Consider the following 26,347-nt stretch of genomic DNA (forward strand, 5'->3'; position numbering starts at 1 on the left):
TGAATCTGGAACGTGGATCAGGTACTGCAACGGATTGTGCGCTCAAATCTGCTCACAAACGGTACCGAACCGTTGCAATGCAGACACGCCTGTGACGACCTCGCCTGCCTCGCCCCCCCTCGTGCGCCCGAGTCGCCCGGCCGGCGCCCTGCCGCTGCTGCTGACGCTGATCGCGCAGGAGATGCGCCACCATCCCGGCCGGGTCGCGGTGGCGCTGCTGGCGGTCGCGCTGGGCGTGGCGCTGGCCTTTGCGGTGCATCTGATCAATGCCTCGGCGCTGGCCGAATTCGGCCAGGCGGTGCGCACCGTCAACGGCCAGCCGGATCTGGAGCTGCGCCCGGCCGGCGCCCGGCAGCTCGACGAGGCGCTGTATGCGCAGGTCGCGGCGCGGCCGGAGGTGGCGCTGGCCAGCCCGGTGATCGAGATCGACACGGTCGCGCTGGACGCGGGCGGGCGCAAGCGCGGCCTGCGGGTGATCGGCCAGGACATGCTGGTGGCCGCGTCGCTGGCGCCGGCGCTGCTGCCGCGCGCCGATCCGGCGCTGCGCGAGGCCTCGGGTGACGCGCCCCGGCTGGCGGCGCTCGATCCGGACCGTGTCTTCCTGAACCCGGCGGCGCAGCGCCTGTTCGGCGTGGCCCCGGGGGGAACGCTGCGGGTGCAGAGCGGCGGCCGGCTGGTGGCGCTGACGGTCGGCGGCTCGGTGGCGGCCGACACCGCGCCGCTGGCGGTGATCGACATCGCCGGCGCGCAGGCGCATTTCGACCGGCTCGGCCAGCTCGGCCGCATCGACCTGCGCCTGGTGCCCGGCGCCGACCGCGCAGCGCTGCTGGCCGCGCTCGGCCCCGGCGTGCGCGCGGCCGCGCCGGACGAGGCGGCGCAGCGGGTCTCCAATCTGTCCCAGGCCTACCGGGTCAATCTGACGGTGCTGGCGCTGGTGGCGCTGTTCACCGGCGCCTTCCTGGTGTTCTCGGTGCAGTCGCAGGCGGTGGCCAAGCGGGTGCCGCAGCTCGCGCTGCTGGGCGTGATCGGCATGACCGGCCGCGAACGGCTGGCGCTGGTGCTGCTGGAATCGGCGCTGCTGGGCGGCGCGGGCGCGCTGATCGGCCTGGCGCTGGGCGCCGGTCTGGCGCTGCTGGCGCTGCAGGTGCTCGGCGGTGATCTGGGCAGTGGCCTGCTGGGCGGCGGTGCGCCGGCGCTGCAGTGGTCCGGCCGCGCGGCAGCGGTCTATGGCGGCCTGGGCCTGCTGGCGGCGCTGGCTGGCGGCTGGCAGCCGGCGCAGGTCGCCGCCCGGCTGGCCCCGGCCCAGAGCCTCAAGGGCCTGGGCGGCGAGGATCTGCAGGCGCGCCGGCCCTGGCTGGGCCCGCTGCTGCTGGCGCTGGGCGTGGCGCTGGCCTTTGCGCCGCCCTGGCAGGGCCTGCCGCTGGGCGCCTATGCGGCGGTGGCGCTGCTGCTGGTGGGCGGCATCGTCACCGTGCCGCTGCTGGTGGGCGGGGTGCTGGGCCGCCGGCCCGGTGCGCGCCAGCCGATCCTGCTGCTGGCGCTCGAGCGCGCCCGCGACCAGCGCGACAGCGCCACCATCACGGTGGCCGGCGTGGTCGCCAGCCTGGCGCTGTCGGTGGCGCTGACGGTGATGGTGGCGAGCTTCCGCGACTCGGTCACCGGCTGGCTCGACGAGGTGCTGCCGGCCGACCTGTACGCGCGCACCGCCGCCACCGTCGCCCAGGCCGACGGCGCCTATCTGGAGCCGGACTTCGTGCGCGCCGCCGCCGCCCTGCCCGGCGTGGCGCGGGTGCAGGCGCAGCGCATCGTGCCGGTCGATCTGGATCCGGCGCGGCCACCGCTGGCGCTGATCGCCCGCGAGATCGGCGACGCGCGACGCACGCTGCCGCTGGTGGGCGAGCCGACCGAGCCGGCCGGCGACGGCCTCCCCGAGATCTGGGCCAGCGAAGGTGCGGTCGCGCTGCATGGCCTGGCGCCGGGCCGGGTGCTGGCGCTGCCGCTGCCCGATGGCCGCCGCATCGAGGTGCGGGTGCGCGGCGTCTGGCGCGACTACGCGCGCCAGAGCGGCGCGCTGGCGATCGAGCGCGACACCTGGCAGCGCCTGAGCGGCGACCGGCGGGTCAACGATCTGGCGCTGTGGCTGGCGCCGGGCACCGATCCGGGCGCGGTGCAGGCCGGCCTGCGCGCGCTGGCGGCCGATGCGGCGCTGCTGGAGATCGCCACGCCGGCGCAGATCCGCGCCACCTCGCTGGCGATCTTCGACCGCAGCTTCGCGGTGACCTACTGGCTGCAGGCGGTGGCGATCGTCATCGGGCTGTTCGGCATCGCGGCGAGCTTCTCGTCGCAGGTGCTGGCGCGCCGGCGCGAGTTCGGCGCGCTGCAGCATCTGGGCATGGCGCGCCGCCAGGTGCTGGCGCTGGTCTGCGCCGAAGGGGCGGTGTGGACCGGCTTCGGCGCGCTGCTCGGGCTGGCGCTGGGGCTGGCGGTCAGCGTGGTGCTGGTGCATGTGGTCAATCCGCAGAGCTTTCACTGGACGATGGAGATGGCCCTGCCCTGGGGCCGGCTGGCCGCGCTGGTCGCGGCGGTGCTGGCCGCCGGCACGCTGACCGCCTGGATCGCCGGCCGGGCCGCCGCATCGCGCGAGATGGCGCTGGCCGTCAAGGAGGACTGGTGATGACACCGATCTCGCCGCCCCCACCACCACGCCGGCTTTCACGCCGCGCGCTGCTGCGTGCCGCCGCACTGACAGCACCGCTGCCGGCCGCTTCGGCCCCCTCGGCACCGGCCGGCGTGCGCCCGCGCGCACTGGTCTTTCCGGCCGACTTCGGCGCCCATCCCGACACCCGCACCGAATGGTGGTACGCCACCGGCTGGCTGGCCGACCCGGCCCGGCCCGGCGAGCCCACCCACGGCTTCCAGGTGACGTTCTTCCGCTCGCGGACCGCGCTGGCGCAGCGCCAGCCGCCGCATCCGAGCGCGTTTGCCGCGCGGCAGCTGATCTTCGCCCATGCCGCGCTGACCGATCTGGGCGCGCGGCGCCAGCATCACGACCAGCGCATCGCGCGCGAGGGCTTCGGCCGCGCCGGCGCCGCCCTCGGCGACACCCGCGCCACGCTCGGCGACTGGCATCTGGCCCGCGAAGCCGGCGTGAACAGCGACACCAGCCTGTACCGAGCCCGGGTCGGGTCGGCCGCGCTGGGCGGCACGCTGAAGCTGGTGCTGCGCACGACGCAGCCGCTGCTGCTGCAGGGCAGCGCCGGCTTCTCCCGCAAGGGCCCGGACCCGGAGCAGGCCAGCCACTACTACAGCCAGCCGCAGCTGGCGGTCGAGGCGCGCTGGCAGCCCGAGGGCGCTGCGGCCGCCGCACGCACGCTGGCCGGCCGCGGCTGGCTCGACCATGAGTGGAGCGAAACGCTCCTGCACCCGCAGGCGGTCGGCTGGGACTGGATCGGCATGAACCTGGACGACGGCAGCGCGCTGACCGCCTTCCGGCTGCGCCGCGCCGACGGCAGCACGCTGTGGGCCGGCGGCTCCTGGCGCCGCGCCGGCCAGACGCCGCTGCAGGCCCGGGCCTTCGGCCCGGACGAGGTGCGCTTCACGCCCGGCCGCCACTGGAGCAGCGCGGCCACCGGCGCACGCTACCCGGTCGAATGGCAGGTCGGGACGCCGGCCGGACGCTGGACGGTGCAGGCCCTGCTCGACGCGCAGGAACTCGACAGCCGCGGCAGCACCGGCACCGTCTACTGGGAAGGCCTGAGTGCGCTGATCGGGCCCGACGGCCGCCGCGCCGGGCTGGGCTACCTCGAGATGACCGGCTATGCCGGCCGGCTGGCGCTGTAGGCTGCCCCGACCTCCCCACTGGATTGCACACGACTTTGCACACGATTGCGCACGATGTCCGCACCCGCACGATGAGCCCGCCTCGACCTGATCGCCCTGCCGCCCCCACCGCCCGCCCGCTGGCGGCGCTGCGCCCTTTCTTCGCCCCCTACCGCCCGCAGATCCTGCTGGCGGCGATCTTCCTGCTGCTGGCCGCGGCCAGCACGCTGCTGCTGCCCTTCGCGCTGGGCACGCTGGTCGACCGCGGCCTGGTCGCGGCCGATCCCGGCGACCGCATCATGGCGCTGCGCGAGCATTTCCTGGCGCTGTTCGCGGTCGGGGCGGCGATCGGGGTGTTCTCGGCGGCGCGCTACTACATGGTGAGCTGGCTGGGCGAGCGCATCACCGCCGACCTGCGCTCGGCCATCTACGCGCATGTCATCCGCCAGAGTCCGGCCTTCTTCGAGACCACCCGCGGCGGCGAAGTGCTGTCGCGGCTGACCACCGACACCACGCTGGTGCAGACGGTGGTGGGCTCGAGCCTGTCGATGGGGCTGCGCCATCTGGTCACCGGCCTGGGCGCGCTGACCGTGCTGGTGCTGACCAATCCGGGCGTGATGCTGCCGGTGCTGGGCGTGCTGATGCTGGTGGTGCTGCCCACGCTGCTGGTGGGGCGGCGGGTGCGCCGGCTCAGCCGCGCCAGCCAGGACCGGGTGGCCGACACCAGCGCGATCGCCGCCGAGGTGATCGCCGCCATCCCGGTGGTGCAGGCCTTCGGCCAGGAGGGACGCGAGGCCCGGCGCTACCGCGACGCGGCCGAGGCGGCCTTCGAGACCGCCGGGCGGCGCTCGCGCATGCGGGCGCTGATGATGGCCTTCATGATGACCGCCACCTTCGGCGCGGTGCTGTGGGGCCTGCACCAGGGCACCGGCGCGGTGCTGCGCGGCGAGCTCTCGGCCGGGCATCTGGGCCAGACCGTGGTCTATGTGGCGCTGCTGGTGGGCAGCGTGGCGGTGCTGTCGGAGGTCTGGGGCGACCTGCTGCGCGCCGCCGGCGCCACCGAGCGCCTGATGGAGCTGCTGGCCGAGCGCTCGCCGGTGCAGGATCCGCCCGCGCCGCGCCGGCTGCCGCCGGCGGCCGGCGGCGCGGCGCTGAGCCTGCGCGGCGTGGTCTTCCACTACCCGTCGCGGCCCGACCGCGCCGCGCTGGCCGGCATCGACCTGGAGATCCGGCCCGGCGAGACGATCGCGCTGGTGGGCCCCAGCGGCGCGGGCAAGACCACGCTGCTGCAGCTGCTGCTGCGCTTCCATGATGTCGATGCCGGCGCGGTCGAGATCGACGGCGTCGACGTGCGCACTCTGGCGCTGGCCGAGCTGCGCGCGCGCATCGGCCTGGTGCCGCAGGACAGCACGATCTTCTCGGCCGACGCGATGGAGAACATCCGCTACGGCCGCCCCGATGCCAGCGACGAGGCGGTCTTCGCCGCCGCGCGCGCCGCGCAGGCCGACGGTTTCATCCGCGCGCTGCCCGAGGGCTACCGCACCTTCCTGGGCGAGCGCGGCGTGCGGCTGTCGGGCGGCCAGCGTCAGCGCATCAGCATCGCCCGCGCCATCCTGGCCGACGCGCCGCTGCTGCTGCTCGACGAGGCCACCAGCGCGCTGGACGCCGAAAGCGAGCGTCTGGTGCAGAGCGCGCTGGACGCCGCCATGAAGAACCGCACGACGCTGGTGATCGCGCACAGGCTCGCGACGGTACAGCGTGCCGACCGGATCATCGTGCTGGACAATGGCATGATTGCCGAACAGGGGCGGCACGCCGAACTGGTCCTGCGCGGAGGACTCTATGCCCGGCTGGCCGCCATGCAATTCCAATCCAGCGCCACGACATGACGACACCCACCCAGCGAGGATCGATCGACGACCGCAAGGAGCCGCGCTACCAGGTCAACTGGCGCGCCCGCATGACCCTGCCCGACGGGCAAGTGCTTGATGTGCGCGTGCAGGACATCTCGCAGAGCGGCGTAGGCATGCTCAGCGATGTGCCCGTTCAAGGCAACACGGTCATGAACGTGGTGATGGGCGTGCCTGACCCGGACAACCTGGCTCGGGTGATGGGCGTGCCGGTGCAGGTCCACATGGCCTATGTGGTGCTGAACAACCACGACTTCCGCGTCGGCGGCAAATGGGTCAACCTGCAGCCGGCGGCACGCGACCTGCTGCAGGCCTGGATCCGGCGCCTGAGCTTCCAGGACTGAAGGCGGCCGGAGCGCGGGCCGGCCGACCGGGCCGGCGCATGACAGAATCGCGGGCCTTTCCCTGTCCGCTGTCCTGCCCCTGCCGCCGATGAGCCCGTCCACCGATTCCCGCCCCGTCCGCACCCCGTACGAGGACTTCCTGCGCCATGTGCAGCAGCACGGCACGCCCAAGTCCGACCGCACCGGCACCGGCACCCTGAGCGTCTTCGGCCACCAGATGCGCTTCGACCTGCGCGAGGGCTTCCCGCTCATCACGACGAAGAAGGTGCACTTCCGCTCGGTGGCGCTGGAGCTGCTGTGGTTCCTGCGCGGCGACTCGAACGTGAAGTGGCTGCAGGAACGCGGCTGCACCATCTGGGACGAATGGGCCGACGACAGCGGCGACCTCGGCCCCGTCTACGGCGTGCAGTGGCGCTCGTGGCCGGCGCCGGACGGCCGCCACATCGACCAGATCGCCCAGGTCATCGAGCAGCTGCGCAGCAACCCGGACTCGCGCCGCATCCTGGTCAGCGCCTGGAACGTCGCCGATCTCGACCGCATGGCGCTGATGCCCTGCCACGCGCTGTTCCAGTTCTACGTCGCCAACGGCCGCCTGAGCTGCCAGCTCTACCAGCGCTCGGCCGACCTGTTCCTGGGCGTGCCCTTCAACATCGCCAGCTACGCGCTGCTGACGCACATGGTGGCGCAGCAGTGCGACCTGGAGGTGGGCGACTTCATCTGGACCGGCGGCGACTGCCACATCTACAGCAACCACGCCGCGCAGGTGGCCGAGCAGCTCTCGCGCGAGCCGATGTCCTTTCCCACGCTCAAGCTGGCGCGCCGGCCGGCGTCGATCCTCGACTACGAGCTGGCCGATTTCGAGATCGTCGACTACCGCCACCACCCGGCGATCAAGGCGCCGGTGGCGGTATGAGCGGCCCGGCCCGCCCGATCGTCGCGCTGATCGCCGCGGTGGCACGCAACCGCGTCATCGGCCGAGGCAACGAGCTGGTCTGGCACGACCCGGCCGACGCGCGCCATTTCCGCAGCAGCACGATGGGCTGCCCGGTCATCATGGGCCGGCGCACCTGGGAATCGCTGCCGGCGCGCTTCCGGCCGCTGCCCGGCCGGCGCAATGTCGTCGTGACCCGCCAGACCGACTGGAGCGATGCCGGCGCCGAGGTCGCGCACAGCCTGGATGAGGCGCTGGCGCGGCTGGCCGAGGCGCCCAGGGTCTTCGTCATCGGTGGCGGCCAGCTCTACGCGCAGGCGCTGGCGCTGGCCGACGAGCTGGTGCTGACCGAGATCGACGCCGACTTCGACGGCGACACCTTCTTTCCCGAGTGGCGCGGCGCGGAGGCCGGCTTCGTCGAGGTGACGCGCCAGGCCGGCACGCCACAGCCGGGCGGCCCGGCCTTCGACTTCGTCAGCTGGCGGCGGACGGCGCCTCTGCCTCATCCGGCAGCGTGAAGCCGATCAGCGCCAGCCACAGGCGCTGGGTGTCGGCCAGGCGCCAGGCGCCGGGCTCGAAGGCCAGACCGGCCAGCAGCGTGGCGGTGTCGCTCAGCCAGGGCTCGACACCCGCTTCGCGCAGCAGGCCGGCCAGATCGCTCATGCCGCGGGTCAGCGCGACCTGATGCGCCGGCGTGGCCTGCTCGTCGGCCACCTCGGCCGCCAGTGCCAGCACCGGGCGCAGCAGCGCCGCCACCCGCGCGCCGAAGGGCGCCTCCTGCGGCAGCGTCACGAATTCCGGCAGCGGCGCGACCGTCTCGCCGCGCGCCAGCCGGTCGCCGCGCTCGGCCTTGCTGCGCACGTCCAGCCACAGCCCGAAGGCCTCGACCCACAGATAGGACTGCGCCAGCAGCCCGTGCGCCGAGCCGTCCAGCAGCTCGAACTCGATCTCGTGCACCGGCAGCGTCGCGCTGCCCGCCTCGATCGTGCCGATGTCCAGCGCCAGCTCGACGCGGGCGCCCTCAGCCTCGATCTCGCGGCTCAGGCGCTGGATGTCGGTGGAGAACTGCAGCGCCAGGTCGGCCTCGCCCAGGCCGCGGCTGGCCAGCAGCGCCGCCAGCGCGATGCCGGCGGGCGTGCCGGCGTGGCGTCCGAGCGACAGGGCCGGCACCGCATCGGCGCCGGCGCGCGGCGGCAGGTCGACCGGCGCGTTGTGCTCGAGCCGGCGCATCATGCCGTCGCCGCGGCCCTTGAGCGTCTGCACCCAGCCCTCGTGCTCGCGACGCAGCCGCAGCGCGAAGGCCGCGCCGGCCAGGTCGCGCGCCGCGGTGTCGAAGTAGCGCGCCTGCAGCCGCACCGCCCGCACCGCGCCGTCCTCGTCGACGGTGCTCGCCAGCGCGTCGCGCCCGCGTGGCGGAATCTGGAACTTCAGCTCGATCTCTTGCATGGATGGCCTGAGTGACAAGGATGGTTTGTAGAATCGGGGGTTACTCTAACCCTTCACCTGCCGCCATGCCGCTCTTCTGGAAGCCCTATCAGTCCGACGCCACCCAGTTCATCGAGAGCCTGAAGAAGCAGGATCCGCAGCTCGAGCAGCGCCAGCGCGAAGGCCGCGCGCTGCTGTGGGACCGCGAGCAGGACCGCTCCGCCCAGGCCGGCTTCAATGAAGCCCGCGTGGCCCAGCAGCCCTACGTCTACCAGACCAAGGCCTGATGAGCGTGCCAGCCGCTGCCGGCGAGACCGCCGGTGACGGCGACGGCGGCGCCCCGCCCGACAGCGCCGAAGCGCCTGCGGCGCGTGCGCTGCTCTACGGCGAGCCGCTGCTCGACCTGCCGCAGGACCTCTACATTCCGCCGGAGGCGCTCGAGGTCTTTCTAGAGGCCTTCCAGGGCCCGCTGGACCTGCTGCTCTACCTGATCCGGCGCCAGAACTTCAACATTCTCGACATCCCGCTGGCCGAGGTCACCCGCCAGTACCTGGGCTATGTCGAGCAGATCCGCCGCAGCAATCTCGAGCTGGCCGCCGACTATCTGGTGATGGCGGCGATGCTCATCGAGATCAAGTCGCGGCTGCTGCTGCCGGCGCGGCCCAGCGAGCCCGGCGCCGAGCCGGAAGACCCGCGCGCCGAGCTGGTGCGCCGACTGCTCGAGTACGAGCGCATCAAGCTCGGCGCGCTGCAGCTCGACGAGCTGCCGCTGCGCGGGCGCGACTTCCTGGTCGCGCAGGTCCACATCGAGCAGGCGGTGGCCGAACGATTCCCCGATGTCAGCGCCGACGAGCTGCGCGCGGCCTGGGCCGACATCGTGCGCCGCGCCCGACTCACCCAGCACCACCGCATCAGCCGCGAGCAGCTCTCGGTGCGCGAGCACATGACGCTGGTGCTGCGCCGGCTGCAGGGCCGGCGCTTCGTCGAGTTCCACGAGCTGTTCGAGATCGAGCGCGGCGTGCCGGTGCTGGTGGTCACCTTTGTCGCGCTGCTGGAGCTGGCGCGCGAGCGCCTGCTCGAGATCACCCAGGCCGAGGCCTTCGCGCCGATCTACGTGCGTCTGAGCTGGCAGCCGGCCTGAGCCCTGGATCCATCGGGAAGTCCCCGCCCGATGTGCAATATTTACATTGATCTGCAAAAATGCAGCGCGATCCGCGTGCTGTTCTCGACCTTGCTGTTCCGGTCGACGGTCTGTCGCACCCGCCACACCCGACCCACAGGAACGATCCGAGACCATGCTCCGCCTGCCGACGCCGTCCCTCCTTGCGCTGCATGGGCTGTGCGGGTTGATCGCCGGCCTGGCCAGCGCCACGGCCGTGCAGGCGGCAACGCCGGACCTGCTCTACACCGTCCGCCCGGGTGACAGCGCCTGGAGCCTGATGCAGCGCCACCTGAACGATCCCGCGCGCTGGCTGGACCTGCGCCGCCTCAACCGGCTGCAGGGCGACCGGCTGCGCCCCGGCCAGGTGCTGCGCATTCCGGTGCCCTGGCTGCGGCTGCACAGCCGCCAGGTCCGGCTGCTGGCGCTGAGCGGTCAGGTCCGCACCGGGCCGGCGGGTTCGCCCGGTCAGTGGACAGCCGCCCGCGAAGGCATGACGCTCGGCCCGGAGCAGGTGCTGAGCACCGGCGCGGACGGCAGCGCGACGCTGCAGGTCGACGACGGCAGCGTGCTGCTGCTGCGGCCCGACAGCGAGCTGCAGCTGCGACCGGTCGATGCCGAGCGGGCCCGCCAGGCCCTGTCGCGCAGCCTGGACAGCCCCGCGAGCGGTCCGGCCGCACCGCCCGCGACACCGCAGATCGGCCTGCGCCTCGAGCTGCTGCGCGGCGGCCTGGAAAGCCGGGTCGCGCCGCAGCGCGACGGCACCCGCCTCGAGGTGATCACCCCGTCGGCGGCCACGGTGGTGCGGGGCACCGAGTTCCGGATCCGCGCCACCGACCAGGGCAGCCTGGCCGAGGTGGTCCAGGGCGAGATCGGCTTCGGCAATGCCGCTGGCGAGATCGCGCTGGGCCGCGCCACCGGATCGGTCGCCGCGGCGGCCGGTGGCGCGCCGCTGCCGGCGCAGCCGCTGCTGCCGGCCCCGGACCTGGCGGCCCTGCCGTCGCGCCTCTCGGTCACCCGGCTGCGCCAGATCGACTGGTCGCGCCCGTCCGGCGCCGGTCCGCTGCAACTGCAGTGGCTGGACCGACCGGCCGATGCAGCGCCGCCCGAGCCCGCGGCGCCCCTGCCCCGGCTGGTCGCCGAACACCGGCTCATGCCGGATGCCAGCGGCCGGCTGCCGCAGCTGCAGCCGCCGCCGCCCGGCGCCTACCGGCTGCGCGTGCGCGGTGTCGACCGGCACGGTCTGGAGGGCCTGTCGGCCGAGCGCGAGGTCGAGATCATCGCCGTCGAGCCGCCGCGCCCGCTGCTGCCGCCTGACGAGGGCTGGATGCCCTCGGGCCTGCCGCTGCTGCAGTGGAGCGCCTCGGCCGGTGCCGACCGCTACCGGCTGCGCATCGAGGCCCAGGACGACCGCCCGGCGATCGAGGTCGAGGTCGATCGACCGCAGTGGCAGGCGCCGCGGCTGCCCCCGGGGCGCCACCTGTGGCGCATCGCCGCGCTCGAGTGCGCGAGCCGGGCCGGCCCATGCTGGCCGGCCGGCGACTTCGGCCCGGCACGCGCGCTCAATGTGCCCTGGCCGGCGCCGGAGCTGCTCGAGCCGCAGCTCGACGGGCACGGCCGGCTGCTGCTGCAGTGGCGCGGCATCGAGCCGGAAGCCCTGGTGCAGCTGCAGATCGCCACCGACGAGGACTTCCGCGAGGTGCTGCTCGACGAACCCCGGCACGGCGACCAGGTGCGGCTGCCGCTCCCCCCGCCCGATCTGGCCGGCCCGCTGCATGTGCGGGTGCGACCGCTGCCGGCCGGCGGCGGCCTGGGGCCGTGGTCAGGCACCCGCCTCGTGCACGGCCCGATGCTGCGGGCAGGCCGGGACTGAGCATGACCGGAACCTCCTGGCGCGGGCTGCGCGCGCTGGCCGCTCCGGCCCGCCTGCCCTGGCTGCTGGCGCTGCTGCTGGCCCTGGCCCTGCTGGGGCCGGCGCAGCCGCTGCGGGTGCGCATCGACCTGCTGGTCCATGACCTGGTGTCCACGCTGGCGTCGGCCCGTCTGCCAGGCCAGGCGACCGACCCCGCAGACGGCACCGAGGGGCCGGTCATCATCGCCATCGACGATGCCAGCCTGCAGGCCCTGGGCCCCTGGCCCTGGCCGCGGACGCTGCATGCCGAGCTGATCGACACCCTGCGCCGCGCCGGCGTGCAGGCCATCGGCTATGGCGTGATGTTCGCGGAGCCCTCGCGACAGCCCGAGGATGATCTGAGACTGGCCGCGGCGATGCGCGCCCAGGGCCGGGTGGTGCTGCCGGTGCTGCCGCTGCGCGACGGCTCGGGCCGGCCGCAAGGGGTGCTCGAGCCGCTGCCGCTGCTGGCGGCCAGCGCTGCCGCACTCGGTCATGCCGAGGCACCGATCGACGCGGACGGCCGCATCCGCGGACTGGCGCTGCAGGCGGGCAGCGGTCTGCAGCGCTGGGAGGCGCTGCCGCTGGCGCTGCAGCGGGTCGCGGCCACCGGCAGCGGTGGGGGTGGTGGCAGCCCCGGCAGCAGGCTGACCGAGCCGCCGCCAGAGCCGGATCCGACCCTGCCCTGGTGGCGCCACGACCTGCGCCTGCTGCCCGACCGCCCGGCGCGGCTGCACGAGATCTCCGCGATCGACCTGCTCGGTGATCCGGCGCGGGCCGGCGCGCTGCTCGGGCGCAGTGTCTGGGTCGGCGTGACCGCCACCGGCATCGATCCGGCCCTGCCGACCCCGGGCCGGGCCGGCCAGGTCGATCTGCTCAGCACGGTGCAGTGGCAGGCCCGGGTACAGGCCGCGCTCGAGCAGGGCACGCTGGTGCGCCCGCTCGGCGGCCTCTGGCTCTGGCTGCTCACGCTTCTGCCGCTGCTGGGCATGCTGCTGCGGCCGCTGCCGGCGTCCCCTGCGCTGGCGCTGGGCTGGCTGCTGCTGCCCTGCGCGGCGGCCACGCTGCTGCTGACGACGCAGGCGCTCTGGCTGCCGGTCGGCACGCTGGCCTGCGCGGGCGCCCTGGCGCTGCTGCTGGAGCGCCTGATGGCGCTGCAGGGCGCACGGCGCGGCCTGCGCGAGGAACGCGAGCTGGCGCTGGCCACGCTGCAGGTGCTGGGCGAGGCGGTGATCTCGCTCGACGGCCAGGGCCGCATCGTCCAGCTCAATGCCCGCGCCCGCCAGTGGCTCGGCGCCGATGCCGCACCGGGACGGGCGCTGGCGCCGCTGCTGCGCATGCCCGCGCTGGACCGGCGCATCCTGCTGCAGGCGCTCGACGACAGCCGGCACCAGACCGCGCCGCTGACGCCGGACCTGCCGCTGCGGCTCGCCCGCGACCCCGGCCAGGCCGACCGGCCGCTGCTGGCCTCGATCCAGCCCCTGCCCGCGCCGCGCGACGACCAGCTGGTGCTGGTCCTGACCGACCTGAGCGAGGTGATGAGCGCACGGCGCCAGATCGAGCACGACCGCCGGCATGACCGACTGACCGGCCTGCCCGAGCGGCGCCTGTTCATCGAGCAGCTGACGCAGCAGCTCGGCGCGGGGCCCGCCGGGCCGGACGCGTCAGGTTCGTCGGCGCCGGCGCCGCGGCTAGCACTGCTGTTCATCGACATCGACCGCTTCGCCCGCATCGGCGACCACCTCGGCCATGCGCAGGCCGACGAGGTGCTGCTGCGGCTGGCGCGCCGGCTGCAGGACGGCTGCCACCGCTCCGAGCTGCTGGCGCGCTGGGGCGGCGACCAGTTCGTGATGCTGCTGCGCCAGGCCTGCGACCCGGACGCGGCACTGGCGCGTGCGCGGGAGCTGCTCGAGCTGGTGTCGCCCGACATCGAGGTCGGCGGACTGGCGCTGGGCCTGGGCGCCAGCATCGGCGTGGCCTGCGCGCCGCGGGACGGCCGGGATGCCGACACGCTGCTGATGCGCGCCCGCACCGCGATGGGCCGTGCCAAGGCGGCCGGCGGCCACCGCGTCGCCGGTGGCGGGACCGATCCGGCGCCGCCACCCGACCCACGCCAGCTCGGTCTGGAAACCCGGCTGCGCCAGGCCATCGAGCAGGACGAGTTCGTGCTGCACTACCAGCTGCAGTTCGCGCTGGACGATGGCCGTCCGGTCGGCGCCGAAGCGCTGCTGCGCTGGCCGCGCGAGGACGGGCTGTGGCTGCCCGGGCGCTTCATCGGCCTGATCGACGAAGGCGGCATGACGGTGGCGCTGGGCGAGCGGGTCATCGCGCAGGCGATCGCGCAGCTGCGGCGCTGGCGCGAGGCCGGCCTGGCGCCGGTGCCGGTGTCGGTCAACATCTCGCCGCGCCAGTGCCTGGACACGCGCCTGCCCGAGCTGGTGGCCGAACGGCTGGCGCAGGAGCAGGTGCCCGCCGCGCTGCTGAAGATCGAGATCACCGAGAGCGCGGCGATGCATGACCCGCAGCATCTGCGCGGACTGCTCGAGCGGCTGCGCGCGATGGGCGTGCAGATCGCGCTCGACGACTTCGGCACCGGCTACTCCTCGCTGGCGCATCTGCGCGACATGCCGGTCGACCAGATCAAGATCGACCCCGGCTTCGTCGGCTCGATGGAGCAGCATGCCGGCTCGCGCGCGATCGTCGAGGCGACGATCGCGCTGGCGCACGGCCTGAAGGTGCCGGTGGTGGCCGAAGGCGTGGAGAGCGCCCGCCAGCTCGAGCTGCTGCGCGAGCTGGGCTGCGACCAGGTGCAGGGCTTCCTGCTGGCGCACCCGCTGCCGCCTGACGCGCTGGCCGCGATCCTGGCCAAGCGCCTGCGCGCCGACGCGCCCTCGCCTCACATCAGCAGATGCTCTCCGGCGTTGTCGCCGCCCAGGATCACGTAGTTGACGCGGCGGATGTCGGCCAGCCGGGTGCCACCGGCATACGAGATCGAGCTCTGCAGGTCTTCCTGCATCTCGCGCAGCGTGTCGGCCAGCCGGCCCTTGACGGGTTCGAGGATGCGCTTGCCCTCGACATGGCGGTACTCGCCCTTGTTGAAGTCGCTGGCCGAGCCGTAGTACTCCTTGTAGAGCCGGCCGTCGACCTCGACCGTCTTGCCCGGCGACTCCTCGTGGCCGGCGAAGAGCGAGCCGATCATCACCATGGCCGCACCGAAGCGCACGCTCTTGGCGATGTCGCCGTGGTGACGGATGCCGCCGTCGGCGATGATCGGCTTCGTCGCCACCCTCGCGCACCACTTCAGCGCCGAAAGCTGCCAGCCGCCGGTGCCGAAGCCGGTCTTCAGCCGGGTGATGCAGACCTTGCCCGGGCCGATGCCGACCTTGGTGGCGTCGGCGCCCCAGTTCTCCAGGTCGATCACCGCCTCGGGCGTGCCGACATTGCCGGCGATGACGAAGGCCTGCGGCAGCCGCGCCTTGATGTGCTCGATGGTGCGGCGCACCGATTCGGCGTGCCCGTGCGCGATGTCGATGGTGATGTAGTCGGCGCCCAGGCCCTCGGCGGCGAGGCGGTCGATCACCGCGAAGTCGTGCGGCTTCACGCCCGAGCTGATCGAGACGAACAGGCCCTGCTCGCGCATCGAGCGCGCGAAGGCGACCGTGTCGAGGTCGAAGCGATGCATCACGTAGAAATGGCCGTTCGCCGCCAGCCAGGCGGCCAGCGGCGCGTCGAGCACCGTTCTCATGTTGGCCGGCACCACCGGCAGGTGGAAGCGGCGGCCGCCGAAGACGACGGAGGTGTCGCACTCGCTGCGGCTGTCCACGCGGCACTGGCGCGGCAGCAGCAGCACATTGTCGTAGTCGAAGATGTCCATGACGGGAAAGGCTCTCGGAGTCGGTGGGGTGCGGCGACGGGAATGCAGTGCCGCCGCAGGACTGCGAGCGCTTGACCTGGGGACCGGTCGAAGGCGGCTGGGGAAGCCGCCGGCACCGGGCCGCAGAATTTGGGCCCGATGAACGATTCTACGCGGGGTCGTGACATCTTCGGCGCCACGAATTGGCATCTGCACGCCCGCCCGATGGACAGAAAAGCGCCGGAATTCTCCACTTCCATCCTCGATCAAGATTTCAGATCGGGACACATCAGGAAGGAAACCGCGCATGAGCACCACCCCGACCAGCGCCCCGAAGAAGCGCGCCACCCCCCGCCCGGCCGCATCGGCCTCCGCCGCTGCCAAGCGCCGGGCGCTGTCGCTGCACATCGGCCTGAACAAGGTCGATCCCGGTCACTATGCCGGCTGGGACGGCGAACTCTTCGCCTGCGAGGCCGATGCGGCCGACATGCGGGCCCTGGCGCTGTCGAAGGGCATGAAGCCGACGGTGCTGCTCGGCGCCCAGGCCAGCCGCGCGGCGGTGCTGAAGGCGCTGCGCGCGGCATCGGGAACGCTGAAGTCGGGCGACTATTTCCTGCTGACCTTTTCCGGCCACGGCGGCCAGGTGCCCGACACCAGCGGCGAGGAAGTCGATCGCCTGGACGAGACCTGGTGCCTGTGGGACGGCCAGCTGATCGACGACGAGCTCTACCTGGAGCTGAGCCGCTTCGCCGCAGGCGTGCGGGTGCTGGTGCTGTCCGACAGCTGCCACAGCGGCACGGTGACCCGCGCGGCGCCGGCCTCGCCTCCAGTGGTGCTGCCGGGCCAGCCGCGCCCGCGCCTGATGCCGCGCCAGATCGCGCGCAAGACCTACCGCGATCACCAGGACTTCTATGACGGGCTGCAGCAGGAGGTCGCGGCCGAGGCCGCCCGGTCCGGCGGCGTGATCGATCCGGATGCGGCGCTGGCGCAGGTGCGCATCGACAGCAGCCGGCTGACCGGCGTGGTCACGAAGTTCCTGCCTTCGGTCATCCTGATCTCGGGCTGCCAGGACAACCAGACCTCGATGGACGGCGAATTCAACGGCGCCTTCACCGGCCGGCTGCTGGAGGTCTGGAACCAGGGCCGCTTCGGCGGCAACCACACCCAGTTCCGCCATGTGATCGTCGCCGGCATGGAGCCGACGCAGACGCCCAACCTCTACACCCTGGGCCCCTGCGCCACCTTCCTGGCCCAGAAGCCCTTCACCGTTTGAGCGCGGACACGGACGCCGCCACGGCCGCCCCACCCGCCCGGCCGACGCTGAGCGTGCTGGTGCGTGCCGGCGATCTGCGCGGCCTCGCGCTGCCGCTGCTGGTCGGGCAGCATGAGCAGGATCCGATCGCCGGACCGCAGGCGCTGATCGACCAGACGCTCGACGGCGCCCTGAGCGATCGCCATCGGCTCGGCCTGTACGCCGGCCCGATCGGCACCGCGACCGTGGTGCTGCGCGGCGGCCAGAGCGACAGCGAGCCGCTGCGCGGCGCGGTCGTGACCGGACTCGGGCCCTATGACGGCACGCTGGGCAGCCTCGGCCTGACCGAGGCGGTGCGCACCGGCGCGCTGCGTCTGCTGCTGCAGGTGCGCGACCAGCTCGGCCCCGGCCCGCGCGCCTTCACGCTGGGCACGCTGCTGCTGGGCAGCAACTCGGCCGCGAATCTGGGCCTGGAGACCGTGGTCGAGGCGCTGGTGCTCGGGGTGCTGCAGGCCAGCCAGCGCTTCGCCGAGGTGGCCGGCAGCGCCATCCGCATCGCTCGTCTCGAGCTGGTCGAGCTTCGCCCCGACCTGGCGCAGGCGGCGGCGGAGCAGCTCGACCGGCTGGCGCCGCGGCTGCAGCGGCTGGCCGAGCACGGCGGCCTGACGCTGGACTGGCAAGGCACGCTGCTGCGCAGCCGCGGCCATCGTGTGCGTGCCGCCTCGGGCTCGACCGTCCATGGCGGCTCGAACGCGGCCGGCACCGCTGGCAGCTACTGGCCGCGGCTGCTGGTGCGCACACGCGCCGACGGCGCGCTGGACTATCTGCACCTGGGCGCACGGGCACGCGCCGAGGCGGTCGGCCAGCCGCTGCAGCCCGGTCTGCTCGATGCGCTGCTGCGCCCGGCAGACATCGCTGGCGCGCCGGGCTGGGATGCCGAGCTGGGCCGAACGCTCTTCCATCTGCTGGTGCCGCCGGACTTCCGGGAAACCGTGCGCCAGCTGTCGCGCGCGGTGCTGGTGGTCGATGCGCACAGCGCCGCGGTGCCCTGGGAGCTGCTGCTGGCCGAAGATCCTGCCATCGGCCCGGCCGAGCCTCTGGCGCTGCGCATGCCGCTGGTGCGCCAGCTCGCCAGCAGCAGCTTTCGCCGCCAGGTGCGGCGCAGTCCGGGCCAGGCGGCGCTGGTCATCGGCAATCCCTCCACGCTCACCCGCAGCGGTCAAGGCAGCGGCGACCCGCTCGAGCCCCTGCCCGAAGCGGCCGAGGAGGCGACGCAGATCCACCGGCTGCTGCAGGACTGCGGCCAGGCGTCGACGCTGCTGGTCGGCGAAGAGGCCCTGGCGGGCCGGGTGCTGCGCCAGCTCCATGCCCGGCCGCTGCATCTGCTGCATGTCAGCGCGCATGGCCGGCTGCCGGACGGCCCCGGCGGGCGCTGCGGCGTCATGCTCTCCGACGACCTGATGCTGACCGCCATCGAGATCGGCGCGATGGACCCGGTGCCGGAACTGGTCTTCCTGAACTGCTGCCATCTCGGCCGTCTGGACGACGGCCGCACGACACCGCCGCAGCGCGCCGCCAGCCTGGCGCAGACGCTGATCGACATCGGCGTGCGCTGCGTGCTGGTGGCGGGCTGGGCGGTCAGCGACGCGGGCGCGGCACAGTTCGGCACCACCTTCTACCGCGAGCTGCTGCAGCACGGGCGGCCCTTCGGCGAAGCGGTCTTCCGGGCTCGGCAGAGCGCGCGCGAACGGGCCCTGGCGGGCGACCTGAGCTGGGGCGCCTTCCAGGCCTACGGCGATCCGGCCTGGACGGCGGTGCGGCCGGCACGGCCGTCCGCACCGGTCAGCATCAGGTCAGCGCCCGCAGCCGGGCGCCCGCGCCGCTGACCCGGCGGTCGTTCATGCCGGGCGGCAGCGGCACCACACGCCGGCGCCGCTCGGACGGCAGGTCGACACCGCCCTCGTCCGCGCCGGTGCCGCTGACCCCGGTGCCGCGCAGCGCCAGCCGCACCGGACCGGCACGGCGCCCCTCGGCCGCCACCGCCGAGCGCGAGACCGGCGGCAGACGCTCCACCCGCGCCTGCAGCCGCGCACGCGCCGCATCCGACTCCTCGAGCAGGCCGAGCAGCTGGGCCACTTCGGCACGCGCGGCCGCGAGCTGGCTGCGCAGCGCCTCGACCTCCCGGCGATGCGCCGCGCGCTCGCCGCCGATCTGCCGGTCCTGCTGCACCAGCTGCTGGCCCAGGGCCTGCTCGACATGACGGCGCGCCGCCTGCAGCGCCTCGATCTCGCGCTGCAGCTCGGCCTCGCGCCAGACCGCCTCGTCGCGCACCTGGCGCAGCGCGGGCAATTCGCCCTCGAGCGCCTGCAGCCGCGCCTGATGCTCGTCGAGCCAGTGGTCCTGCTCGGTCCAGCACTGGCGCTGGTGCGCATCGAGATGCGCGCGCACCCGCTGCCGGGTCAGCAGATGCATGCCGCCCGCGCCCGCCAGCAGCAGCCCCGCCGCAGTCGCCAGCCCGCCCAGTCCATGCCACAGTGCCATCGCTTCCATGTCGCCCTTGGCCTCCCGCAAGTAACAAAAAGAAACAAATTGAATGATGCCCGGGGCCTGGCGGAACATCTTGAAGAGAGCCTGAGCACATGCCGCCGCCCCCCCGCCCTGCAAGCGGAACACAAGGACAGGAGCGCCCCGGGCTGCTACCTTGGCTGGCATCGCTTTCAACCGGAAACCGCCGGAACCTTGACCTCATGAACCAGCTGCGCATCGTGGTGATGGAAGACGGGCCGCTGCAGGAGCAGGACCATGACGCGACGCTGCGTCATCTGGGCCTGATCGATGCCCGCACCGGTCTGCCGCACCGTGACCTGCTTCTCGACCGGCTCGGCCAGGCGGTGGCCTCGGTCAGCCGGGGTGGCGCGGCCTTCGCGCTGATGTGCATCGGCATCTCGGTGCTGCCCGGGCCACCCGGCCCCAGCCGGGCCGAACCCGAGGCGCTGCGCGACGAGTTCGCGCATCAGCTGCTGGCGATGAGCCGCCATACCGACAGCTTCGCGCTCAGCGGCCCGGACGAGTTCCTGGCGCTGATTCCCGGCAATCCATCGGTCGGCGGCCTGATGACGATGGGCCAGAAGATGGCCGCGGGCTTCGCCGGACGGCTGCAGGTGCACATCGGCGTGGCGCTGTGCCCGCGCCATGCGGCCGATGCCGGCGTGCTGCTGCAGCAGGCCTGCGCCGCGCTGGAGCAGGCCCGCGGCGCACAGGTCATCACCGCGCTGTACGAGCCGCGCGGCCTGGGCACCGCCAGCCGCTGCGAACCCGCGCCGGAGCCCGAGGACGAGGCCTGCACACCCGGCTTCGTGCCGGTGATCGACCTGCAGGAAGGCGGGCTGCTGCGACTGCAGATCGTGGCCGGCGCCGGTGGCCCGGGCAGCGGCAGCAGCACCGACTTCGCACCGACCTCGATCGGCGCGCCGCCACGCCAGGACCGCAGCCAGCAGCAGCATCAGCTGCTCGGCCTGCTGGACCGGGCGCTGCAGGCCGCCAGCGGCTGGCGCCGCCAAGGCCTGAAGGTCAGGCTGTCGCTGCCGCTGCCCGGCCGGCTGCTGGACGAACCGACGCTCGCACCCGCGCTGCTGGCCCTGCTCGACCGCCACCGCTGGCCGGCACCCGACCTGACGGTCGAGGCCCGCAGCGCCGCGATCATGCAGCGCGGCGCCGAGGTGATCGAGGCGCTGAGCAGCGCCGGCGTGCCGCTGTCGATCGACGACGAGGGCGACGGCATGGCACTGCATCTGGCGATGGCCGCCCCGGCCAGCGTGGCCGAGCTGAAGTTCGACTCCACCTCGCTGGGCCTGCTGCGCAGCGAGGCCCAGCGCATCGCGGTGGTGCGTGCGCTGGTCGCACTGGCACAGGGCTGGCAGGCGCGGGTGGTGGCCACCGGCGTCGACGATCTGCTGACCCGCGCCTGGCTGGCCGAGCTGGGCTGCGATGCGGCCCAGGGCCCGGCCTGCGGACGCGAGCTGCCCGCCGATCAGGTGCCTGCCTGGTGCGCCGGCCGCTCGGGGCCGCCGGGCCTGTCGACGAACACCGCCGCGACTCAGGCCACGATGCCCGCCTCGGCCGCGGGATCCAGGCTGGCACACGGCCAGAGCGGCGGCGCCAGCGCGGCAGAAGGCTCGCGGCCGCGCTGACAGGCGGCGGCCATCCGCGCGAGCCGCTCACGCTGAGCGGCAGCCGGATCGGCATCCCCCGGCTGCGCGGCCAGCGCCCGCACCAGGCAGACATCGGCCGCGCCGGCGGCCATGACCGCCTCGACCTGCGTCTCATCCAGCACGCCGCCGATGCCGACCACCGGCACCGGCGCCATGCGCGCCCACCAGCCCAGGTTGTGCAGGCCCTGCGGCGTCCACGGCATGTCCTTGGTCGTCGTCGCCCAGACCGGGCCGCAGGCGACATAGGCCGGCTGCAGCGCGGTCGCGCGCGCCAGCTCCCACAGGCTGTGCGAGCTCAGGCCCAGCCGCAGCCCGCGCGCCTGCGCCGCGGCCAGCCGCGCGCGCCCGGCCGCGCCCAGCGCCAGCATGTCTTCCTGACCCAGGTGCAGCGCGATCGACGCCGCGTCCAGCCGGCCGGCCTCGATCGCGTCGAGCACCAGCGCGTGGTGGTCGTTGATCACCAGCACCGGGCGGCGCGCGGCCGGCAGCGCCGCGATCGCCGCCTGCGCCTGGCCGATCTGCGCCTGCAGCGCCTCGGCGAAGGCTGCGTCGTCCAGGCCGCGGTGTGCGGTGCGCTTGATGCGCAGCTGCAGCGCGCACAGGCCCGCCACCTCGGCGGCGGCGGCCAGCAGCGGCGCGGCCTGCGCGAACGAGTCGCTGATCGCGTAGAGGCCGCCCGGCCACCGCTCGGGCGGTACGACCACCGGCCCCGGCGGCGTCTCGTCGCAGCCCAGGCGCGGCAGCCGGCGCGCATCGCCCGCGAAGCCCGCATCGAAGCCGACCGGCCCGGCGCCCTGGCCCGCCGCATGGCCGGCCGCGATCGCCGCGGTGGTCGCCATCTTGGCCAGCACCAGCGCGTCGGCGGTGACGAAGCCGCGCGCCATCGCCGCGGCGGCGCTGGTCGCGAAGGTGCAGCCGGTGCCGTGCGTGTGGCGTGCGTCCAGCCGCGGCAGCGCGAGCCAGCCGCGCGCCAGCGGCGTGTCGATCCAGTCGAGCGCATCGGCGCCGTCCGCGCTGTCGCCGCCGGTGATCGCCACCGCGCCGGCCCCGAGCGCACGCAGCGCCGCGGCCTGCGCCGGCACCTCGGCCGACGTCGCGGCGTCAGCAACGCCCAGCAGCCGTGCCGCCTCGCGCCGGTTCGGCGTGATCAGGTCGGCGCGCGGCAGCAGCCGCTCGCGGTAGGCCGCCAGCAGCGCGTCATCGCAGAAAGCCGCGCCGCCCGCGCTGGCGCCCAGCACCGGATCGACCACCAGGCGCACGCGCGGCCCGCCCTCGGCATCGAAGCGCGCCAGCCAGCGCATCAGCACCGCCACGCCCTCGGCGCTGCCGATCAGCCCGGTCTTGATGACGCTCGGGCGCAGGTCGGCCGCCAGCGCGGCGAGCTGTGCGTCGAGCACCTCGGCCGCCACCGGCACGACGCGGTCGACGCCGAGCGAGTTCTGCGCGGTGATCGACGCGACCACCGGGCAGAGGTGGACCGCGCAGCCCTCGGCGGCCCGGGCGTCGGCGCTGAGACCTGCGCCGCCGCCGCTGTCGTTGCCGGCGACGCTCCAGAGAACAGGACGATCCGACATCCGTGCGGCCGTCACAGCAGGAAGGGCCGGCCGCTGACCGGCGTGGTCGCCACCGCCATCGCCTGCGGCGCCATCACGCCGGCCTCGAAGCCGAGCCGCCCGGCCTGCACCGCGCGCCCGAAGGCGGCGGCCATGCGCACCGGGTCGCGCGCCTGCGACACCGCCGAGTTCAGCAGCACCGCGTCATAGCCCAGCTCCATCGCCTGCACCGCATGCGCGGGCGCGCCGATGCCGGCGTCGACGATCAGGGGCACATGCGGCAGCCGCTCGCGCAGCGTGCGCAGCGCCCACGGATTGATCAGGCCCTGGCCGGAGCCGATCGGCGCGCCCCAGGGCATCAGCACCTCGCAGCCCACGTCGAGCAGGCGCTGGCAGGTGACGAGGTCGTCGGTGCAGTACGGGAAGACCTGGAAGCCCTCGCGCACCAGCTCCTCGGCGGCCAGCACCAGCTCCCACGGGTCGGGCTGCAGCGTCTGCTCGTCGCCGACGACTTCCAGCTTGATCCAGGCGGTGCCGTACAGCTCTCTGGCCATGTGCGACAGCTCGACCGCCTCGCGGGCGGTGCGGCAGCCGGCGGTGTTGGGCAGCAGGCGTGCGCCCTGCTCGCGCAGCGCCGAGCGGATCGCGGCGATGTGGCCGTTGTCGCCGCCACCCTCGCCCGCATGGACGCGGCGCAGGCCGACGGTGACCACCTCGGTGCCCGAGGCGACGATGGCCTCGTGCAGCGCCTGCGGCGAGGGATAGCCGGCGGTGCCGAGCAGCAGGCGGCTGTTCAGCGTGACGCCGTAGGCGTGCCAGGCGGACGGGTTCAGCGTGGCATTCAGGGCGCTCATGGCGTTTCAGCCTCCGACGATGGGTTGGAACAGCGTGACCGACTCGCCGTCGGCCAGCACCCGCGTGGCGCGGGCGGCGCGCGGCACATGGCGGCCATCGACCGCGCTGCCGACCGCCTCGGGCGCGTGGCCCAGGCGCTGCAGCAGCTCGGCCAGCGTCGTGCCCTCGGGCAGCTCGACGGGGTCGCCGTTGACGTGGATCTTCATGATGACAAGGTCGTGTGTTGCAGCGCCTGCTCGATCAGGGCCGGCGCGAGCAGCCAGCCGTGGCGGAACAGGCCGTTGATCGCGACGCGGCCGGGTTCGATGTCGAGCCGCGGCGCGTTGTCGGGCAGCGCCGGGCGCAGATTGGTTTCCATGTGCAGGATGCGCGCCTCGGCCAGCGCCGGCAGCACGCTGTGCGCGGCGGCCATCAGCTCGACCGCGCTGCGCAGGCTCACCGGCGAGCGGTCCTCGCTCTCGATCTCGCTGGCGCCGATGACGATGCGATCGTCCGGCCGCGGCACGATGTAGACCCGGTGGCGCGCATGCAGCAGCCGCAAGGGGCGCGACAGCAGCACGCCCGGCGCATGCAGCCAGATCACCTCGCCGCGCACGCCGCGCAGGGTCGCCACCTGCGGCCGCGCGCCCAGGCCGCGCACGTCGAAGACGAGGTCGAAGCCGTGCGCCGTGCCGTCGTCCAGCGTGATCGTGCCGGGCGCGGTCGAGGCCACCGCGCGGCCCCAGTGCCAGCGCACCTCGCGGGCCAGGGCGCATAGCGCCGGCAGCAGCGCCTGCGGCATGACCTGGCCCTCGCCGTCGAGGAACCAGGCGTGCAGGCCCGGCAGCAGCGCGGGCTCGAGGTCGAGCAGCGCCGGGCGGGTCAGCCGGCGCGGCTCGGGCAGACCGGCCGGCGCGGTCGACAGGCGCGCGAGCACCCGCTGCGCCGCGCCCAGGTCCGGCCCGTGGGCCAGCATCAGGCTGCCGCGCTGGCGGAAATAGCGCGTCGCATCGCCCTGACCGTCGAGTGCGGCCAGCCGCTGCGCGACCTCGGCCCACAGCGGCACCGAGCGCAGGCCCAATGTCGCCACCTCCGGCCCGGCCGCGTCCAGCTCGGCCAGCGGGCTGAGCATGCCGGCGGCGGTGAAGCCCGCCGGCCCCAGGCCGTCGCCGCGCGGCTCGGGCCCGGGAGCCGGGTCGAACACCTCGACCGCATGCCCGGCGTGCGAGAGCTGCCAGGCCAGCAGGCGGCCCAGCACGCCCGCGCCGGCGATGCCGATGCGCAGCAGCATGGCTCAGCCCTTCGCCGGCTGGATCGGGATGTAGAACTCGCCGCCCGCCGCCTTGAACTCGGCGGACTTCTCGGCCATGCCCTTCTCGGCATAGTCCCGCACGTCCTGCGTGATCTTCATCGAGCAGAACTTCGGCCCGCACATCGAGCAGAAGTGCGCTTCCTTCGACGAGTCCTTCGGCAGCGTCTCGTCGTGGTATTCCTCGGCAGTCTGCGGATCCAGGCCGAGCGCGAACTGGTCGCGCCAGCGGAACTCGAAGCGCGCCTTGCTCATCGCGTCGTCGCGCGCGCGCTGGCCCGGATGGCCCTTGGCCACGTCGGCGGCATGCGCGGCGATCTTGTAGGCGATGATGCCGGCCTTCACGTCGTCGCGGTCCGGCAGGCCCAGGTGTTCCTTCGGCGTCACGTAGCACAGCATGGCCGTGCCCATCCAGCCGATCATCGCCGCGCCGATCGCCGAGGCGATGTGGTCGTAGCCCGGGGCGATGTCGATGGTCAGCGGGCCCAGCGTGTAGAAGGGCGCTTCCTTGCAGTGCTTGAGCTGCTCGTCCATGTTGGCCTGGATCATGTGCATCGGCACATGGCCCGGGCCTTCGATCATGGTCTGCACGTCGTGCTTCCAGGCGATCTCGGTCAGCTCGCCCAGGGTGCGCAGCTCGGCGAACTGCGCCTCGTCGTTGGCGTCGGCACCCGAGCCCGGGCGCAGGCCGTCACCCAGCGAGAAGGTGACGTCGTAGGCCTTCATGATCTCGCAGATTTCCTCGAAGTGCGTGTAGAGGAAGTTCTCCTTGTGGTGCGTGATCATCCACTTGGCCAGGATCGAGCCGCCGCGGCTGACGATGCCGGTGCGACGCTTCGTGGTCATCGGGATGAAGGGCAGGCGCACGCCGGCGTGGATGGTGAAGTAGTCCACCCCCTGCTCGGCCTGCTCGATCAGCGTGTCGCGGAAGATCTCCCAGCTCAGGTCCTCGGCGATGCCGCCGACCTTCTCCAGCGCCTGGTAGATCGGCACCGTGCCGATCGGCACCGGCGAGTTGCGCAGGATCCAGTCGCGGGTGGTGTGGATGTTCTTGCCGGTGGACAGGTCCATCACCGTGTCGCCGCCCCAGCGGATCGACCAGACCAGCTTTTCCACTTCCTCTTCAATCGAAGAGGTGACGGCCGAGTTGCCGATGTTCGAGTTGATCTTCACCAGGAAATTGCGGCCGATGATCATCGGCTCGACTTCCGGGTGGTTGATGTTGGCCGGGATCACCGCGCGGCCGCGGGCCACCTCGTCGCGCACGAACTCCGGCGTGATGATCTCGGGGATGCGCGCGCCCATCGCGTTGCCCTTCAGGCGGGCCTCGCGCTCGGCGTCCTGCAGGTACTCGCGCATCCACTCGCGCTTGCCGTTCTCGCGGATGGCGATGTATTCCATCTCCGGCGTCACGATGCCCTGGCGCGCGTAGTGCATCTGCGAGACGTTGGCGCCGGCCTTGGCGCGGCGCGGCATGCGCTGCAGGCCGGCGGCCTCGGCGCGCAGCTGCTCGATGCGGCCGCCGTCGCGCTCCTCGTTCTTGCCGCCGTCGTCCAGCGCGACACGCTGGCGGCCGGTGTAGCTTTCGGTGTCGCCACGCGCCTCGATCCAGCCGGCGCGCACCGGCGCCAGGCCCTGGCGGATGTCGATCGCGGTGGTCGGGTCGGTGTAGGGGCCGGAGGTGTCATAGACCGTGACCCGCTCGCCGTTGGTCAGCGCGATCTCGCGCATCGGCACGCGGATGTCGGGCCGGCTGCCTTCGACATGGACCTTGGTGGAGGCGGGGAACGGCTCGCGGGTCAGCGTGAGCAGTTCCTGGAGCTTGTCGGGGGCGTTCATCGGAGGGTTCCTTCGGT

General features: G+C 73.5%; 21 protein-coding genes. 13 read left to right on the forward strand and 8 right to left on the reverse strand.

The window, feature by feature from the left end:
- The first annotated feature begins 181 nt into the window (after positions 1-181).
- The 6 genes from HZU84_RS00610 (at position 182) to HZU84_RS00635 (ending at position 7,522) form a co-directional block, all read left to right on the forward strand.
- Complete coding sequence (locus HZU84_RS00610; RefSeq protein ID WP_149505163.1) at positions 182-2,674, forward strand: FtsX-like permease family protein; 2,493 nt, start codon at positions 182-184, stop codon at positions 2,672-2,674.
- Positions 2,674-3,840 (forward strand): lipocalin-like domain-containing protein, encoded by a 1,167-nt coding sequence (locus HZU84_RS00615; protein WP_149502876.1) that lies wholly within the window; start codon positions 2,674-2,676, stop codon positions 3,838-3,840. The genes HZU84_RS00610 and HZU84_RS00615 overlap by 1 nt, the downstream gene beginning before the upstream one ends.
- Positions 3,841-3,911: 71 nt before the next feature.
- The gene (locus tag HZU84_RS00620; RefSeq protein WP_149502875.1) at positions 3,912-5,708 is read left to right on the forward strand and encodes an ABC transporter transmembrane domain-containing protein; all 1,797 of its coding nucleotides are present in this window, start codon (positions 3,912-3,914) and stop codon (positions 5,706-5,708) included.
- Positions 5,705-6,073, forward strand: a complete 369-nt coding sequence (locus HZU84_RS00625) for a PilZ domain-containing protein (protein WP_149502874.1) — start codon at positions 5,705-5,707, stop codon at positions 6,071-6,073. The genes HZU84_RS00620 and HZU84_RS00625 overlap by 4 nt, the downstream gene beginning before the upstream one ends.
- An 88-nt stretch (positions 6,074-6,161) precedes the next feature.
- Positions 6,162-6,986, forward strand: coding sequence for a thymidylate synthase (locus HZU84_RS00630; protein WP_149502873.1), 825 nt, complete (start codon positions 6,162-6,164; stop codon positions 6,984-6,986).
- Positions 6,983-7,522 (forward strand): dihydrofolate reductase, encoded by a 540-nt coding sequence (locus HZU84_RS00635; protein WP_149502872.1) that lies wholly within the window; start codon positions 6,983-6,985, stop codon positions 7,520-7,522. Before HZU84_RS00630 ends, HZU84_RS00635 begins: the two co-directional genes overlap by 4 nt.
- Here the strand turns inward: HZU84_RS00635 and HZU84_RS00640 are convergent.
- The gene (locus HZU84_RS00640; RefSeq protein ID WP_149502871.1) at positions 7,479-8,450 is read right to left on the reverse strand and encodes a CYTH domain-containing protein; all 972 of its coding nucleotides are present in this window, start codon (positions 8,448-8,450) and stop codon (positions 7,479-7,481) included. The genes HZU84_RS00635 and HZU84_RS00640 overlap by 44 nt on opposite strands.
- A 65-nt stretch (positions 8,451-8,515) precedes the next feature.
- Between HZU84_RS00640 and HZU84_RS00645 the strand changes: the two genes are divergently transcribed.
- The 4 genes from HZU84_RS00645 to HZU84_RS00660 all read left to right on the forward strand — a co-directional run bounded on the left by HZU84_RS00645 (position 8,516) and on the right by HZU84_RS00660 (position 14,424).
- Positions 8,516-8,716, forward strand: coding sequence for a DUF3460 family protein (locus HZU84_RS00645; protein ID WP_037483976.1), 201 nt, complete (start codon positions 8,516-8,518; stop codon positions 8,714-8,716).
- Positions 8,716-9,570, forward strand: a complete 855-nt coding sequence (locus HZU84_RS00650; RefSeq protein WP_149502870.1) for a segregation and condensation protein A — start codon at positions 8,716-8,718, stop codon at positions 9,568-9,570. The genes HZU84_RS00645 and HZU84_RS00650 overlap by 1 nt, the downstream gene beginning before the upstream one ends.
- Before the next feature lie 154 nt (positions 9,571-9,724).
- Entirely contained in the window at positions 9,725-11,461 is a 1,737-nt protein-coding gene (locus tag HZU84_RS00655) for a FecR domain-containing protein (protein ID WP_149502869.1), read from the forward strand.
- Between the two features lie 2 nt (positions 11,462-11,463).
- Positions 11,464-14,424, forward strand: coding sequence for an EAL domain-containing protein (locus HZU84_RS00660; RefSeq protein ID WP_180692728.1), 2,961 nt, complete (start codon positions 11,464-11,466; stop codon positions 14,422-14,424).
- Here the strand turns inward: HZU84_RS00660 and HZU84_RS00665 are convergent.
- Positions 14,376-15,353: a GMP reductase gene (locus tag HZU84_RS00665; protein WP_149502867.1), complete on the reverse strand. Its 978-nt coding sequence runs from the start codon at positions 15,351-15,353 to the stop codon at positions 14,376-14,378. The two genes, HZU84_RS00660 and HZU84_RS00665, sit on opposite strands and share 49 nt — an antisense overlap.
- A 286-nt stretch (positions 15,354-15,639) precedes the next feature.
- Between HZU84_RS00665 and HZU84_RS00670 the strand changes: the two genes are divergently transcribed.
- Positions 15,640-16,605 carry a caspase family protein gene (locus HZU84_RS00670; RefSeq protein WP_149502866.1) on the forward strand — a complete coding sequence of 322 codons (966 nt, stop codon included), beginning with the start codon at positions 15,640-15,642 and terminating at the stop codon, positions 16,603-16,605.
- On the forward strand, positions 16,602-18,470 hold the full coding sequence (locus HZU84_RS00675) for a CHAT domain-containing protein (protein WP_180692729.1): 1,869 nt from the start codon (positions 16,602-16,604) through the stop codon (positions 18,468-18,470). Before HZU84_RS00670 ends, HZU84_RS00675 begins: the two co-directional genes overlap by 4 nt.
- Here the strand turns inward: HZU84_RS00675 and HZU84_RS00680 are convergent.
- Positions 18,433-19,203, reverse strand: coding sequence for a hypothetical protein (locus HZU84_RS00680; protein ID WP_149502864.1), 771 nt, complete (start codon positions 19,201-19,203; stop codon positions 18,433-18,435). The two genes, HZU84_RS00675 and HZU84_RS00680, sit on opposite strands and share 38 nt — an antisense overlap.
- A gap of 128 nt (positions 19,204-19,331) precedes the next feature.
- Here HZU84_RS00680 and HZU84_RS00685 point away from each other — a divergent pair, with 128 nt between their 5' ends.
- The gene (locus tag HZU84_RS00685) at positions 19,332-20,774 is read left to right on the forward strand and encodes a GGDEF domain-containing phosphodiesterase (RefSeq protein ID WP_180692730.1); all 1,443 of its coding nucleotides are present in this window, start codon (positions 19,332-19,334) and stop codon (positions 20,772-20,774) included.
- Here the strand turns inward: HZU84_RS00685 and HZU84_RS00690 are convergent.
- From HZU84_RS00690 to thiC, 5 genes are read right to left on the reverse strand one after another with little or no spacing between them, the layout of a single operon-like run.
- Positions 20,681-22,369, reverse strand: a complete 1,689-nt coding sequence (locus HZU84_RS00690; RefSeq protein WP_149502862.1) for a bifunctional hydroxymethylpyrimidine kinase/phosphomethylpyrimidine kinase — start codon at positions 22,367-22,369, stop codon at positions 20,681-20,683. The genes HZU84_RS00685 and HZU84_RS00690 overlap by 94 nt on opposite strands.
- 11 nt (positions 22,370-22,380) lie before the next feature.
- Positions 22,381-23,202: a thiazole synthase gene (locus HZU84_RS00695; protein ID WP_149502861.1), complete on the reverse strand. Its 822-nt coding sequence runs from the start codon at positions 23,200-23,202 to the stop codon at positions 22,381-22,383.
- 6 nt (positions 23,203-23,208) lie between these two features.
- Positions 23,209-23,409, reverse strand: coding sequence for a sulfur carrier protein ThiS (thiS, locus tag HZU84_RS00700; protein WP_149502860.1), 201 nt, complete (start codon positions 23,407-23,409; stop codon positions 23,209-23,211).
- Complete coding sequence (locus HZU84_RS00705; protein WP_180692731.1) at positions 23,406-24,473, reverse strand: FAD-dependent oxidoreductase; 1,068 nt, start codon at positions 24,471-24,473, stop codon at positions 23,406-23,408. The genes thiS and HZU84_RS00705 overlap by 4 nt, the downstream gene beginning before the upstream one ends.
- A 3-nt stretch (positions 24,474-24,476) precedes the next feature.
- Positions 24,477-26,330, reverse strand: a complete 1,854-nt coding sequence (gene thiC / locus HZU84_RS00710) for a phosphomethylpyrimidine synthase ThiC (RefSeq protein WP_149502859.1) — start codon at positions 26,328-26,330, stop codon at positions 24,477-24,479.
- Positions 26,331-26,347: the final 17 nt, after the last annotated feature.

It is taken from the genome of Sphaerotilus sulfidivorans (assembly GCF_013426975.1).
GTDB lineage: Bacteria > Pseudomonadota > Gammaproteobacteria > Burkholderiales > Burkholderiaceae_C > Sphaerotilus > Sphaerotilus sulfidivorans.